This window comes from Enterobacter sp. FB (assembly GCF_000805795.1).
In the GTDB taxonomy this organism is placed as follows: domain Bacteria; phylum Pseudomonadota; class Gammaproteobacteria; order Enterobacterales; family Enterobacteriaceae; genus Enterobacter; species Enterobacter roggenkampii.
The window spans coordinates 73,583-86,109 of sequence record NZ_JSZC01000017.1 but is presented as its reverse complement, the minus strand read 5'-3'; the positions used below and the strand labels follow the sequence as shown (position 1 = coordinate 86,109).

The 12,527-nt window shown below is 57.1% G+C and carries 10 protein-coding genes; 3 read left to right on the top strand and 7 right to left on the bottom strand.

Going from position 1 to position 12,527, the window contains the following annotated elements; genetic code table 11:
• Positions 1-199: 199 nt before the first annotated feature.
• On the bottom strand, positions 200-2,530 hold the full coding sequence (locus PI91_RS22665) for a Tex family protein (RefSeq protein WP_021242190.1): 2,331 nt from the start codon (positions 2,528-2,530) through the stop codon (positions 200-202).
• An 88-nt stretch (positions 2,531-2,618) separates the two neighbouring features.
• Positions 2,619-3,092, bottom strand: coding sequence for a transcription elongation factor GreB (greB, locus tag PI91_RS22660; protein ID WP_008503048.1), 474 nt, complete (start codon positions 3,090-3,092; stop codon positions 2,619-2,621).
• Positions 3,093-3,320: 228 nt separating this feature from the next.
• On the opposite strand from greB, the gene ompR reads away from it, so the two are divergent.
• Together ompR and envZ are read left to right on the top strand one after the other, a co-directional pair.
• Complete coding sequence (gene ompR / locus PI91_RS22655; protein ID WP_001157751.1) at positions 3,321-4,040, top strand: two-component system response regulator OmpR; 720 nt, start codon at positions 3,321-3,323, stop codon at positions 4,038-4,040.
• Positions 4,037-5,383: a two-component system sensor histidine kinase EnvZ gene (gene envZ / locus PI91_RS22650; protein WP_008503047.1), complete on the top strand. Its 1,347-nt coding sequence runs from the start codon at positions 4,037-4,039 to the stop codon at positions 5,381-5,383. The genes ompR and envZ overlap by 4 nt, the downstream gene beginning before the upstream one ends.
• Positions 5,384-5,449: 66 nt before the next feature.
• Here the strand turns inward: envZ and pckA are convergent, their stop codons facing one another.
• The 5 genes from pckA to PI91_RS22625 form a co-directional block, all read right to left on the bottom strand.
• Positions 5,450-7,069, bottom strand: coding sequence for a phosphoenolpyruvate carboxykinase (ATP) (pckA, locus tag PI91_RS22645; RefSeq protein ID WP_021242192.1), 1,620 nt, complete (start codon positions 7,067-7,069; stop codon positions 5,450-5,452).
• Positions 7,070-7,420: 351 nt separating this feature from the next.
• Positions 7,421-8,305, bottom strand: coding sequence for an Hsp33 family molecular chaperone HslO (gene hslO, locus PI91_RS22640; protein ID WP_161958630.1), 885 nt, complete (start codon positions 8,303-8,305; stop codon positions 7,421-7,423).
• 18 nt (positions 8,306-8,323) lie between these two features.
• The gene (gene hslR, locus PI91_RS22635; protein ID WP_025910302.1) at positions 8,324-8,725 is read right to left on the bottom strand and encodes a ribosome-associated heat shock protein Hsp15; all 402 of its coding nucleotides are present in this window, start codon (positions 8,723-8,725) and stop codon (positions 8,324-8,326) included.
• The gene (gene yrfG / locus PI91_RS22630) at positions 8,722-9,405 is read right to left on the bottom strand and encodes a GMP/IMP nucleotidase (RefSeq protein WP_008503043.1); all 684 of its coding nucleotides are present in this window, start codon (positions 9,403-9,405) and stop codon (positions 8,722-8,724) included. Before yrfG ends, hslR begins: the two co-directional genes overlap by 4 nt.
• Before the next feature lie 68 nt (positions 9,406-9,473).
• The gene (locus tag PI91_RS22625; protein ID WP_008503042.1) at positions 9,474-11,609 is read right to left on the bottom strand and encodes an intracellular growth attenuator family protein; all 2,136 of its coding nucleotides are present in this window, start codon (positions 11,607-11,609) and stop codon (positions 9,474-9,476) included.
• Between the two features lie 324 nt (positions 11,610-11,933).
• Here PI91_RS22625 and nudE point away from each other — a divergent pair, with 324 nt between their 5' ends.
• Positions 11,934-12,494 carry an ADP compounds hydrolase NudE gene (gene nudE, locus PI91_RS22615; protein WP_008503041.1) on the top strand — a complete coding sequence of 187 codons (561 nt, stop codon included), beginning with the start codon at positions 11,934-11,936 and terminating at the stop codon, positions 12,492-12,494.
• Positions 12,495-12,527 lie beyond the last annotated feature (33 nt).

Below are 12,527 nucleotides of genomic sequence, written 5' to 3'. Positions count from 1 at the left end.
GACCTTGCTCAATATTTGCTGAAATGCCGGGAAAACGAAAAGAGAGGTATTTGTTAACGGGGTGATAATTCGTGGTTTAAATATGGCTACACGCTATTTATTTTAATTCCCTGTGGCCTGCTTGCCGGGCGGCACTGCGTTTGCCCGGCCTACAAAACCGTAGGCCCGGTAAGCGTAGCGCCACCGGGCATGTACAACCTTAGCGTTTTTTACCCATCGCGGCCGCCAGCGCATCCATCATCGCGCTGTTGCCTGCAGGCTGGGCGTCACGTCCACGCGGTTTTGCCGCTTTCGCGGCCGGACGCTGCTGCTCGCGGCCCCCGCCGTTGCCGCCGCGGCGCGCGCTGGTGTCACCCGGCTGCTCGTCCAGACGCATGGTCAGGGCGATACGCTTGCGCTGCAGATCCACTTCCAGCACTTTGACCTTCACGATGTCGCCCGCTTTGACCACGGTGTGCGGGTCTTCAACGAACTTGTCGGCAAGGGATGAGATATGGACCAGGCCATCCTGATGCACGCCGATATCCACAAACGCGCCAAAGTTGGTGACGTTGGTCACCGCACCTTCCAGCACCATCCCTGGCAGCAGGTCGTTCATGGTCTCGATACCGTCAGCAAAGGTCGCCGTTTTGAACTCAGGACGCGGATCGCGGCCCGGTTTTTCCAGCTCTTTAATAATGTCGGTAACGGTTGGCACACCAAATTTGTCGTCAGTGAAATCAACGGCTTTCAGGTTGCGCAGGGCGCTGCTGTCGCCCATGAGATCCTTCAGCGCCTGCTGGGTGGCGGCCAGGATGCGTTCCACCACCGGGTACGCTTCCGGGTGAACGGTGGAGGCATCGAGTGGGTTATCGCCGTGGTTGATGCGCAGGAAGCCCGCGCACTGCTCAAACGCTTTTGGCCCCAGACGGCTTACCTTCAGCAGCTGCTGACGGTTCTGGAACTGGCCGTTCTCATCGCGCCAGGCGACGATGTTTTGCGCCATCATGCGGGTTAAGCCCGCTACGCGGGTCAGCAGAGGGACGGAGGCGGTGTTCAGGTCAACGCCAACGGCGTTTACACAGTCTTCCACCACCGCGTCCAGCTTGCGCGCCAGCTGAGTCTGGCTCACGTCATGCTGATACTGGCCCACGCCGATCGATTTCGGGTCGATCTTCACCAGTTCCGCCAGCGGATCCTGCAGGCGGCGAGCGATCGAGACTGCACCGCGCAGGGAAACGTCCAGATCCGGAAACTCCTGGGCCGCCAGCTCGGACGCGGAGTAGACGGATGCCCCGGCCTCGCTGACGATCACTTTCTGCGCCGTCACTTTCGGGAACTGCTTCTGCACGTCGAGGTAGAAACGTTCGGTTTCGCGGGACGCCGTACCGTTGCCAATGGCGACAAGTTCGACGTTGTATTTTTCGCACAGCGCCGCCACCACGACGGCCGCTTTCGCTGCCTGGCCGGTGTGCGGATAGATGGTGTCGGTGGCGACCAGCTTGCCGGTGCCGTCAACGACAGCGACTTTTACACCGGTACGCAGACCCGGATCGAGACCCATGGTCGCGCGCAGGCCAGCAGGGGCGGCCATCAGCAGGTCGTGCAGGTTGCGGGCGAACACGTTAATCGCTTCATCTTCGGCGCGTTCGCGCACGGTGCCCATCAGCTCGGTTTCGAGGTGCATCAGCACCTTGATGCGCCAGGTCCAGCTCACCACGCCTTTGCGCCAGCTGTCAGCCGGGGCGTTGTTCAGGCGCAGGCCAAGATGGTCGATGATGATCTGCTCGCAGTGGCTCTCTTTCGGCGGCTCGTCAAACTGCGGGTCGGCGTTCAGGGAGAGCTGCAGCACGCCTTCGTTGCGGCCGCGGAACATTGCCAGCGCGCGGTGGGAAGGGGTGGTGGAAATCGGTTCGTGGTGATCGAAGTAGTCGCGGAATTTCGCGCCTTCTTCCTCTTTACCCGCGACGACGGTAGAGACGATGTGGGCGTTCTTCCACAGGTAATCACGCACTTTAGCGAGGAGGGCGGCATCTTCAGCGAAGCGCTCCATCAGAATGTAGCGTGCGCCGTCGAGGGCGGCCTTGGTGTCCGCTACGCCTTTGTCGGCGTCGATGAATTTCGCCGCTTCGGTATCCGGATCGTGGGACGGCTCGTTCCACAACAGGTCGGCCAGCGGCTCAAGACCCGCTTCAATTGCAATCTGTCCGCGCGTGCGGCGCTTCGGCTTGTACGGCAGATAGAGGTCTTCGAGTTCGGTTTTGCTCAGGGTGCCGTTAATGGCGCTTTCCAGCTCGCTGGTCAGCTTGCCCTGTTCGCCGATGGATTTGAGGATCGCCTGACGACGTTCTTCCAGCTCGCGCAGATAGCCCAGACGGGTCTCCAGGTTACGCAGCTGCGTGTCATCCAGACCGCCGGTGACTTCCTTACGATAGCGTGCAATAAACGGCACGGTGTTCCCTTCATCAAGCAGGCGAACGGCAGCTTCTACCTGTTCGGCTCTGGCCTGAAGTTCACCCGCAATAATGCGGCAGAGCGAATCTTTCATCATGGCTTTATCATCTGTTGAGTCGAAAAAATCAGGGGATAGTTATACGGGCTGACACGGCAAAATGCCAGCCGGGGAGGGCGCTCTCGGACTATTTTACGTAGACGATCTCATTAACGTACCAGCTGGCTTCACCGGCTGGGGTTTGCACGACGGCCAGATCGCCCACTTCCTTTTTCAGCAGCGCGCGGGCCATCGGGGAGTCGATGGAGATGTAATCCTTACGACCAAAAATTTCATCGTAGCCGACGATGCGAAAACGCAGGGTGTCACCGTCGTCGTTTTCAATCTCCACCCACGCGCCGAAGAAGACCTTGCCCTCCTGCTGCGGGGAGTAATCGACGATTTTCAGGTTCTCAAGGCACTTCGTCAGATAGCGTACACGGCGGTCAATTTCGCGCAGCCGCTTCTTGTTATACTGGTAGTCAGCGTTTTCGCTGCGATCGCCCAGGCTCGCGGCCCAGGTCACCTTTTTGGTCACCTCAGGACGCTCTTCGCGCCAGAGGAAATCCATCTCTTTTTTGAGCTTCTCGTACCCTTCGCGGGTGATCAGGGGCGTTTTCATGGTGCTGCCTTTGCTGCCGGTTCTCTGTTTTGCGCACAATACGTACCACACAGTGTAACAGACAGGATTAATAATAATTTATGTGGTGAAATGAAAAGATAAGCTGCTGTTAAATATGCTTTGTAACAATTTCGACTAGAATTTATACCAGAATTAACTGGTCGAATACGTGCACTTTTTTAGAATACGCTGTTACAAAGACTATCCGAACCTTTGGGAGTACACACAATGCAAGAAAACTATAAAATTCTGGTCGTGGATGACGACATGCGCCTGCGTGCGCTGCTGGAGCGTTATCTGACCGAGCAGGGCTTCCAGGTTCGCAGCGTCGCGAACGCTGAGCAAATGGATCGTCTGTTGACCCGTGAATCTTTCCATCTGATGGTTCTCGACCTGATGCTGCCAGGCGAAGACGGGCTCTCTATCTGCCGCCGTCTGCGCAGCCAGAGCAACCCGATGCCGATCATTATGGTAACGGCGAAGGGCGAAGAAGTTGACCGTATCGTGGGCCTCGAAATCGGCGCCGACGACTACATTCCAAAACCGTTTAACCCGCGTGAACTGCTGGCGCGCATTCGCGCCGTGCTGCGCCGTCAGGCGAACGAGCTGCCGGGCGCACCGTCGCAGGAAGAAGCCGTTATTGCCTTCGGCAAGTTCAAGCTGAACCTCGGCACGCGCGAAATGTTCCGTGAAGACGAGCCAATGCCGCTCACCAGCGGCGAGTTCGCGGTGCTGAAAGCGCTGGTTAGCCACCCGCGTGAGCCGCTCTCCCGCGACAAGCTGATGAACCTGGCGCGTGGTCGCGAATACTCCGCAATGGAACGCTCTATCGACGTGCAGATCTCCCGTCTGCGCCGCATGGTGGAAGAAGATCCGGCGCATCCTCGTTATATTCAGACCGTATGGGGTCTGGGCTACGTGTTCGTCCCGGACGGCTCTAAAGCATGAGGCGAATGCGCTTCTCGCCGCGAAGCTCGTTTGCCCGCACCCTGTTACTGATCGTCACCCTGCTGTTCGTCAGCCTGGTGACGACCTACCTGGTGGTGCTGAACTTTGCGATCCTGCCGAGCCTCCAGCAGTTTAATAAAGTCCTGGCCTACGAAGTGCGTATGCTGATGACCGATAAGCTGCAGCTGGAGGACGGCACGCAGCTGGTTGTTCCCCCGGCGTTTCGTCGTGAAATCTACCGTGAACTGGGCATCTCGCTCTACTCGAATGAAGCGGCGGAAGACGCGGGTCTGCGCTGGGCGCAGCACTACGAATTTCTCAGCCAGCAGATGGCGCAGCAGCTGGGTGGCCCGACGGAAGTGCGCGTCGAGGTCAACAAAAGCTCGCCCGTTGTCTGGCTGAAAACCTGGCTGTCACCCAACATCTGGGTGCGCGTCCCGCTGACCGAAATCCATCAGGGCGATTTCTCGCCGCTGTTCCGCTATACCCTGGCGATTATGCTGCTGGCGATAGGCGGAGCCTGGCTGTTTATCCGAATACAAAACCGACCGCTGGTCGACCTGGAGCACGCTGCGCTGCAGGTCGGTAAAGGCATTATTCCTCCTCCGCTGCGCGAGTATGGTGCCTCGGAAGTCCGCTCGGTGACGCGTGCGTTTAACCATATGGCGGCAGGCGTGAAGCAGCTGGCGGATGACCGTACGCTGCTGATGGCGGGCGTGAGCCATGACCTGCGCACCCCCCTGACGCGTATTCGTCTGGCGACGGAGATGATGGGGGAAGAGGATGGTTACCTTGCCGAGTCCATCAACAAGGACATCGAAGAGTGCAATGCCATCATCGAGCAGTTCATCGACTACCTGCGCACCGGCCAGGAGATGCCGATGGAAATGGCGGACCTGAACGCGGTGCTGGGTGAAGTGGTTGCGGCAGAAAGCGGCTACGAGCGTGAAATTGATACTGACCTTCAGGCCGGTGAAATTCAGGTTCGTATGCACCCGCTCTCCATTAAGCGCGCGGTGGCGAACATGGTGGTCAACGCGGCGCGCTACGGCAACGGCTGGATTAAGGTCAGCAGCGGCTCTGAGCTCAACCGCGCCTGGTTCCAGGTGGAAGACGACGGTCCGGGCATCAAGCCCGAGCAGCGTAAGCATCTGTTCCAGCCGTTTGTGCGCGGCGACAGCGCACGCAGCACCAGCGGTACGGGCTTAGGCCTGGCGATTGTGCAGCGTATTGTGGATAACCATAACGGGTTGCTGGAGATTGGTACCAGCGAGCGGGGCGGGTTGAGCATTCGCGCCTGGTTGCCGGTTCCGGTCACGCGGGGGCAGGTGAAAGAGAGTTGAAAAAAGGGTGGCACGAGCCACCCTTTTTTGCAGGTCGGGTAAGGCGAAGCCGCCACCCGACATGGACTACAGTTTTGGACCCGCGCTCACCAGCGCAGCACCCGCCGGGGTATCGGTATACTTCTCGAAGTTCTCGATAAACAGCTTCGCCAGCGATTCCGCTTTCTCGCGCCACTGTTCAGGCGAACCGTACGTATTGCGCGGGTCGAGGATATGCGTATCCACACCCGGCAGCGACGTTGGGATCGCCAGGTCAAACATTGGCAGCGTGAAGGTTTCGGCGTCGTCCAGAGAACCATCCAGAATGGCGTCGATAATGGCGCGGGTATCTTTGATGGAGATACGTTTGCCGGTACCGTTCCAGCCGGTGTTCACCAGGTATGCCTGCGCGCCGGATGCCTGCATGCGTTTCACCAGCACTTCAGCGTACTGCGTCGGGTGCAGCGACAGGAAGGCTGCGCCGAAACAGGCGGAGAAGGTTGGGGTTGGCTCCGTCACGCCGCGCTCGGTACCCGCCAGCTTGGCGGTAAAGCCGGAGAGGAAGTGGTACTGCGTCTGGCTGGCCGTCAGGCGAGACACCGGCGGCAGCACGCCAAACGCATCCGCCGTCAGGAAAATGACCTTCGTGGCATGACCCGCTTTTGACACCGGCTTCACGATGTTGTCGATGTGGTAGATGGGGTAAGAGACGCGGGTGTTTTCCGTTTTCGACGCATCGTCGAAGTCGATGGAGCCGTCGGCACGCACGGTGACGTTTTCCAGCAGCGCATCGCGACGGATCGCGTGGAAGATATCCGGCTCGGCCTCTTCAGACAGGCGAATGGTCTTCGCGTAGCAGCCGCCTTCAAAGTTGAATACGCCGTCGTCATCCCAGCCGTGTTCGTCATCGCCAATCAGGCGACGTTTTGGATCGGTAGACAGGGTGGTTTTCCCGGTGCCGGACAGGCCGAAGAAGACCGCCACGTCGCCTTTTTCACCGACGTTAGCCGAGCAGTGCATGGAGGCGATGCCCCGCAGCGGCAGCAGGTAGTTCATGACCGAGAACATCCCTTTCTTCATTTCGCCGCCGTACCAGGTACCGCCGATCAGCTGGATACGCTCGGTCAGGTTGAAGGCAACAAAGTTTTCGGAGTTCAGACCCTGCTCTTTCCACTGTGGGTTGGTACATTTCGCGCCGTTCATCACGATGAAATCAGGGGTGAAGTCCTGCAGCTCTTCGTCGGTTGGACGAATAAACATGTTTTTCACGAAATGCGCCTGCCAGGCCACTTCGGTGATAAAACGTACGGAGAGACGGGTGTCGGCATTAGCGCCGCAGAAAGCGTCGACAATAAACAAACGCTTGCCGGAAAGTTGATGGGTGACGAGCCCTTTCAGGTGCTGCCAGGTTTCCGGAGAGAGCGGTTTGTTGTCGTTCTTCCCTTTGCCCTTGTCAGCCCACCACAGCGTATCGCGGGTGGTTTCGTCTCGGACGATATACTTATCTTTCGGCGAACGACCGGTAAAAATACCGGTATCGACGGCGATAGCACCAAGGTTCGTCAACACACCGCGCTCGTATCCTTCCAGTGCTGGATTGAGCTCTTCCTGATACAGCGTATCGTAGTCGGGGTTGTAGACGACTTCCTGGACGTCGTGAATACCATAAGCCTTGAGATCTTGCGGGGTTAAACCAGTAACACGCATATCACTGCTCCTTAGCCAATATGTACTGCCTGAAATTGTAGGGTTTTTCTGAGGTTGTTTACCGCGACGGGGCTCATAGATTCACGCATCTGGACAAAACCCTTACTAACGGAAAACGCTGCGACTCCAGTCACAGCGCAGGCGGATTATCGCAGGAATCGCTTTTTTGTTGGGGAAAATGTTCCGAAAAGGTTAAAGGCTGGTGATTTTATCGGAAAGAATGTGAATGTAATCGCATACACGTAAGAAAATTACGTAAGAGTTACATTGGGAAAACGATTCAGCTTGGGGGGTGTTTTATCCCTCAACCCAGCCCTCTTCCCAAACGGAAGAGGGTGAGGGGAAAGAAGTTTAGTGAACCTGCGGATCCGCCGGGGAGGCGTTGTTGCGGATCTCAGCGATATCCATCGAATTGAACACATAGTGCGTACCGCAGTAGTCACAGTGCATATCAATTTCGCCGTCTTCCGCCATGATGCTGTCGATCTCTTCATCCGGCAGGGTTTTCAGTGCGCCAGCGCAGCGCTCGCGGGAGCAGGTGCACTTAAACTCCACGGACTGCGGGTCGTAGACGGTCACTTCTTCTTCGTGGTACAGACGCCACAGCACGTCGGTCGCCGACAGGTTGAACAGCTCTTCCGCCTTGATGGTTTCGGTCAGCGTCGCCAGGTGCTCAAAATCATTGGTCTGCGCGTCCTGCGCAGGCAGAACCTGCAGCAGCATGCCGCCAGCAGCAGGCTGACCATCCACTTCACCGGTGCGGATGAAGAGACGCGTCGGCAGCTGTTCAGAACGCATGAAGTAATCTTCCAGGCAGGCTGCCAGGGTATCGCCTTCCAGACCGACCACGCCCTGATAGCGTTCACCTTCCTCCGGGGAGATGGTGATCACCAGGTAGCCATTACCTACCAGCGTTTTGAGGTCAGCATTTTCAGGCACGTCGCCCTGAACGCGCGCCACGCCGCGCATCTGCTGCTGGTTATTGCCGTTGATCACCGCCAGCGACATTGGGCCGTCACCCTGCAGCTGCACGGTGATATCCCCGGCAAACTTCAGCGTTGCGGTCAGCAGGCTGGTGGCAACCAGCAGTTCGCCCAACAGGGTCTTCACCGGCAGCGGGTAGTTGTGGTTTTCCAGAATCTGTTTCCAGGTTTCGGATACGGTGACCAGTTCGCCGCGCACGGCGAATTGTTCAAACAGATAGCGGTGTAATTGGTCGTGTTGGGCCATTTTCATCTCTCGTGCGGGTGAGGGTTACTCGCTCTCACCGTGTTTAAATTTCATCAGATCGCGGCGCTCTTTTTTGTCCGGTCGCCGGTCCGGGTGGGGCATGGTCAGCGCATTCATTTTGCGCGCCAGCGCGGTCTTCTCGCGCTTTTCAATGCTTTCCGCCGTCTCTTCATAAAGCAGGACGGCTTCCGGGGCGGGCCGTCGTTGTTCGGTAATGGCTTTAATCACTACCGTACGTTCATCGTTGCCCTGACGCAGCGTTAAGGTGGCATTCAGCTCAACCAGCTTGCTTGGTTTGCTGCGCTGGCCGTTGTAATGCACCTTTCCGCCGTCAATCATCTCGCGGGCAAGGGCGCGCGTTTTATAAAAACGCGCCGCCCACAGCCATTTATCCAGTCTTACCCCGTCAGAGGGTTTATCTTTCATGGCCTCTCCTTCACGGTCAGTGAGGGGATCATCTGGCGGTAGTCGTTCAGTCCCGGGTGGCGCAGATAGCTTTTTTCAGCCAGGCCAGAGTCAGGATTGGTGACGCCCAGACAATAGCGAATGCCAAACCTTGCCGCGGAATCCAGAATGGGCTCGCTGTCGTCAATGAACAGCGTACGTTCCGGCTGCAAGCCCGTCTCTTCCTTCACCGCATGCCACAACCGCTGATCCTCTTTCGGATAACCAAATGTGTGGGTGGAAAGTAATAAATCAAGGTGTGATGCCAGACCCGTATGCTCCAGCTTCACGGCCAGGTTATGGGGATGCGCATTGGTCAGCAAAATACGGCGTTTGCCGCTTGCTTTCAGCGCATCCAGGAACGGAACCGTATCCTCGCGCAGCACGGCGCGTGGACCCTGGGCGGTGGTCATGGCACAAATATCCAGACCGAGGCGCTCGCTCCAGTAGTCCAGACAGTACCAGTTTAGCGTATGTTGCACGGCGCTATATTGCGAACGAATGAATGCCTGCGCTTCTGCCGGGGAGATTCCCTGCTGCTCGCCATAGGTTTCCGGCACCAGCGTTTGCCAGAAATAGTTGTCAAAGGCGAGATCGAGCAGCGTGCCGTCCATATCCAGCAGAACGGTGTCGACCTGCTGCCAGTCGATATCAAGATGCATAGGGGGGGAACTCCAGCCAGAAGAAACGTGCGCGACAGGGTAGCACATCTTGTCGCGCAACGACGTTATCAGATCAGGCTCTCAGAGGAGGGGATCAGCTTAGGATTGAGGCAATTTTCATAATATTGCTGGATCTCTGCAAGCCGGGTGCGCGAGCGCTGGTAGCGTCGCAGGGCCATAAAGCCGTTCCAGAAAATGGCGATCAGCATCGCGGTCATCAGCAGAGAGGTGCCGATGTAGCGCCATAAACCTGCGCTATCCGGCATCCGGTGCAGGCCGATATGGCGCGTGCCGTTGGCGTCGGTATAAACACTCGTGACAATCCCTTCTGCGCTGAACGGCGTTTGCATCAGCATCTGCGCCAGGCGCTGGAACTGGCTCCACTGCTCCTGCGCCGGGTAGTCATAAAGCGCCACCTGCGGGTAAGGCTGATCGACCAGGTCGCTGCCTTCATCGCTTGCAATCACAAAGCCGCCCGGTGCCGGGCTGTTCAGCGCCTGAGCCGCCCGGGTGGTTTCGCGCATCATAAACGGTGATGTGGAGGTGGCGACCAGGTTATCCAGCGATTCAGCACTCACCGGACGCAGCAGCACGTTGACACCATCCAGTCGTCCCGCTTCGGCGCGCTTTACCAGCGAGTCCCAGTCTTTACTGTTCCCCAGGTTGACCAGGGCATTTTTAAGACGTATGCACTCATCCTGCGAAGAACAGAGATCCTGCGTTTTCAGAACGATGTCACCAAAATCATCCAGCAGAACCATGCCTGATTTTTGAATGGCCGAACGCAGTGCGGGACTAACGCGTGAATCATCGTCCGGTTTCGGGTGCAGCTGGCGGTTAACCGTCTGGGTAAGCGCCGTGGCTTTATTCACCACTTCGGATTCCGGCAGCGGCAGCGGCGGTGCGTCGTTCCAGATAATTTGCGAGCAATCGAAAGGCATAAACGGCGAGTTCTGACGCGTGTTCCATGCCCCCGGCGTGTGAATATTACACATCCCGGTTCCCTTCAGGCGCAGCGTGTCTCCCACGCGTACACCGGCTTCATCCAGTTTGTTGACGCTGGTCGCTTCAATGGTTTGCGCCCCTTTGATCCACGACAGGGTGAATTTGATGGGCATATCCAGCGGCACGAAAAGCAGCAGCATGACTAAGACCAGCGCCGCGCCCCCGGCAATGACCGTGCTGCGAAGCCAGTGCTGAAGCGGGAAATTTTTCACTTCATCATGCAGGGATAAGAAGCGTCCCTGACGCACGACGTGGCGGTCAAGGTAGATATCAATATCGGTTTTCTGGCCTAAATCCTGCGCGATCCACGGTTGCCAGTGGCGCGGGTAAATCAGGTCAATAATCCCGAGCGAGATATTGTTGAGGTGTTCCTGATCGTTTTCACCGAACAGACCCCAGCGCTTTGGCGTCCCGCGCAGGCAGTGGATCTCGCGCAAAGAGGTTTTGGCCGGTGGAGCAAAGAGCCCCCAAAGCCCGCCCGCCAGCAGCAGCACCGCACCGCCCGCCAGCCAGGGGACAAACACATCCGGCGTCAGCAGGCAGAAAAAAAAGAGCAGGAAGGCGGCGACGATCAGCAGGGCTTCACGAATGCCGTCCGGGCGGCTCAGGGCGTACTCTTCATGCGTCTCCTGACGAATGTTCAGCAGTTCAATCTGCTCTGTCTCTTCACCACGAATAGAAGCCTGCGTCGAACTGGCGCGCTCCAGCGCAAAACGCGGGGCTTCCTGAAGATATTCATTCAGCGTGTGGCCGTTAAGCGAGATAACCAGAGGCAATGAATCGGTGTGAATCAGCTCAACGCTGTTTTCGTCATTAATGTATTGCTCCCAGGACGGAGGGAGATGCACTTCGACGGAATCCAGGTAATAGCGCCACTTGTTGGGGTCATCAGTCGTGATGCCATAGCGCGTGATGGAGCGCGTCACGCAGAGCACGGTATCACTCTGCGCATTAAGCTTTAACGCCACGGGCGCAGCGGTGGCACCCGTTGGCCCAGGCGTGAGCTGAGTACGGTTCAGGATTTCGAGATAGTTTTCAACCGCATCGCGCTCGTCTTGCGTGAGTTTACGCGTGGTCGCGCCCGCAAATGCAGTTAAAAAAGGCAGGCGATAACGGCGCTGTATGCGGCGCCTGTACAACCACCCTGCAACCAATGCGCCGGCCAGCATAGCAGCGAGAACAATCAAAATGGTGCTCATGCTTTCCCCATCTTACTTATCTTCTTACAGGTGTAGTCAGTAGCACCTTTACATTGAATGAGAGTCTGTGGCTGGCTATCGGCAAGTATGGAGTCGAACTTGAGCATTCTGAAGCGCATCCCAGTGACCGGTGATGATAGCAAAGCCTGTTATGGCGCGATATCAGCAAATTCCTGGAAACATTTCAACCTCTTGACATTTGTTTTGAATTGAGGATTGATCCCTGCTACGTTGCATAAATGTAAATAAAGAACGATTGACATTGCCGAAACCGTGCGGCGTATCGCACAATAACGCCAGTTCTCACTGCTAAGACCCATCACGATGAGCAAACCACTACAAAAACCCACCATTCTGAATGTTGAAACAGTCGCCAAATCGCGCCTGTTTAATGTCGAAAGTGTGGATCTGGAGTTCAGCAACGGTGTGCGTCGCGTTTATGAACGTATGCGCCCCTCGTCGCGCGAAGCGGTGATGATTGTGCCGATTGTCGACGATCATCTGATTTTGATCCGCGAATACGCTGTGGGAACGGAATCTTACGAGCTTGGGTTCTCGAAAGGGCTGATCGACCCGGGCGAAACCGTCTTTGAAGCGGCAAACCGCGAGCTGAAAGAAGAGGTGGGGTTCGGGGCGAATGAGCTTTCATTCCTGAAAAAACTGAGCATGGCGCCGTCCTATTTTTCCAGCAAAATGAATATCGTGGTGGCTGAAGATCTCTATCCTGAATCGCTGGAAGGGGATGAGCCGGAGCCGCTGCCGCAGGTTCGCTGGCCGCTGGCGCATCTGATGGACCTCCTGGAAGACCCTGACTTTAATGAGGCTCGCAACGTGAGCGCGCTGTTCCTGGTACGGGAGTGGCTGAAGGGGCAGGGGCGGCTGTAGGCCATAAAAAAAGCCGGGTGGCGGCTTCGCCTG

What these genes read in the sequence shown, in the direction of transcription:
- pckA (WP_021242192.1), bottom strand. Translation starts at nt 7,069, where the DNA reads ATGCGTGTTACTGGTTTAACCCCGCAAGATCTCAAGGCTTATGGTATT.
- ompR (WP_001157751.1), top strand. Translation starts at nt 3,321, where the DNA reads ATGCAAGAAAACTATAAAATTCTGGTCGTGGATGACGACATGCGCCTG.
- greB (WP_008503048.1), bottom strand. Translation starts at nt 3,092, where the DNA reads ATGAAAACGCCCCTGATCACCCGCGAAGGGTACGAGAAGCTCAAAAAA.
- nudE (WP_008503041.1), top strand. Translation starts at nt 11,934, where the DNA reads ATGAGCAAACCACTACAAAAACCCACCATTCTGAATGTTGAAACAGTC.
- hslR (WP_025910302.1), bottom strand. Translation starts at nt 8,725, where the DNA reads ATGAAAGATAAACCCTCTGACGGGGTAAGACTGGATAAATGGCTGTGG.
- yrfG (WP_008503043.1), bottom strand. Translation starts at nt 9,405, where the DNA reads ATGCATCTTGATATCGACTGGCAGCAGGTCGACACCGTTCTGCTGGAT.
- hslO (WP_161958630.1), bottom strand. Translation starts at nt 8,305, where the DNA reads ATGAAAATGGCCCAACACGACCAATTACACCGCTATCTGTTTGAACAA.
- PI91_RS22665 (WP_021242190.1), bottom strand. Translation starts at nt 2,530, where the DNA reads ATGATGAAAGATTCGCTCTGCCGCATTATTGCGGGTGAACTTCAGGCC.
- PI91_RS22625 (WP_008503042.1), bottom strand. Translation starts at nt 11,609, where the DNA reads ATGAGCACCATTTTGATTGTTCTCGCTGCTATGCTGGCCGGCGCATTG.
- envZ (WP_008503047.1), top strand. Translation starts at nt 4,037, where the DNA reads ATGAGGCGAATGCGCTTCTCGCCGCGAAGCTCGTTTGCCCGCACCCTG.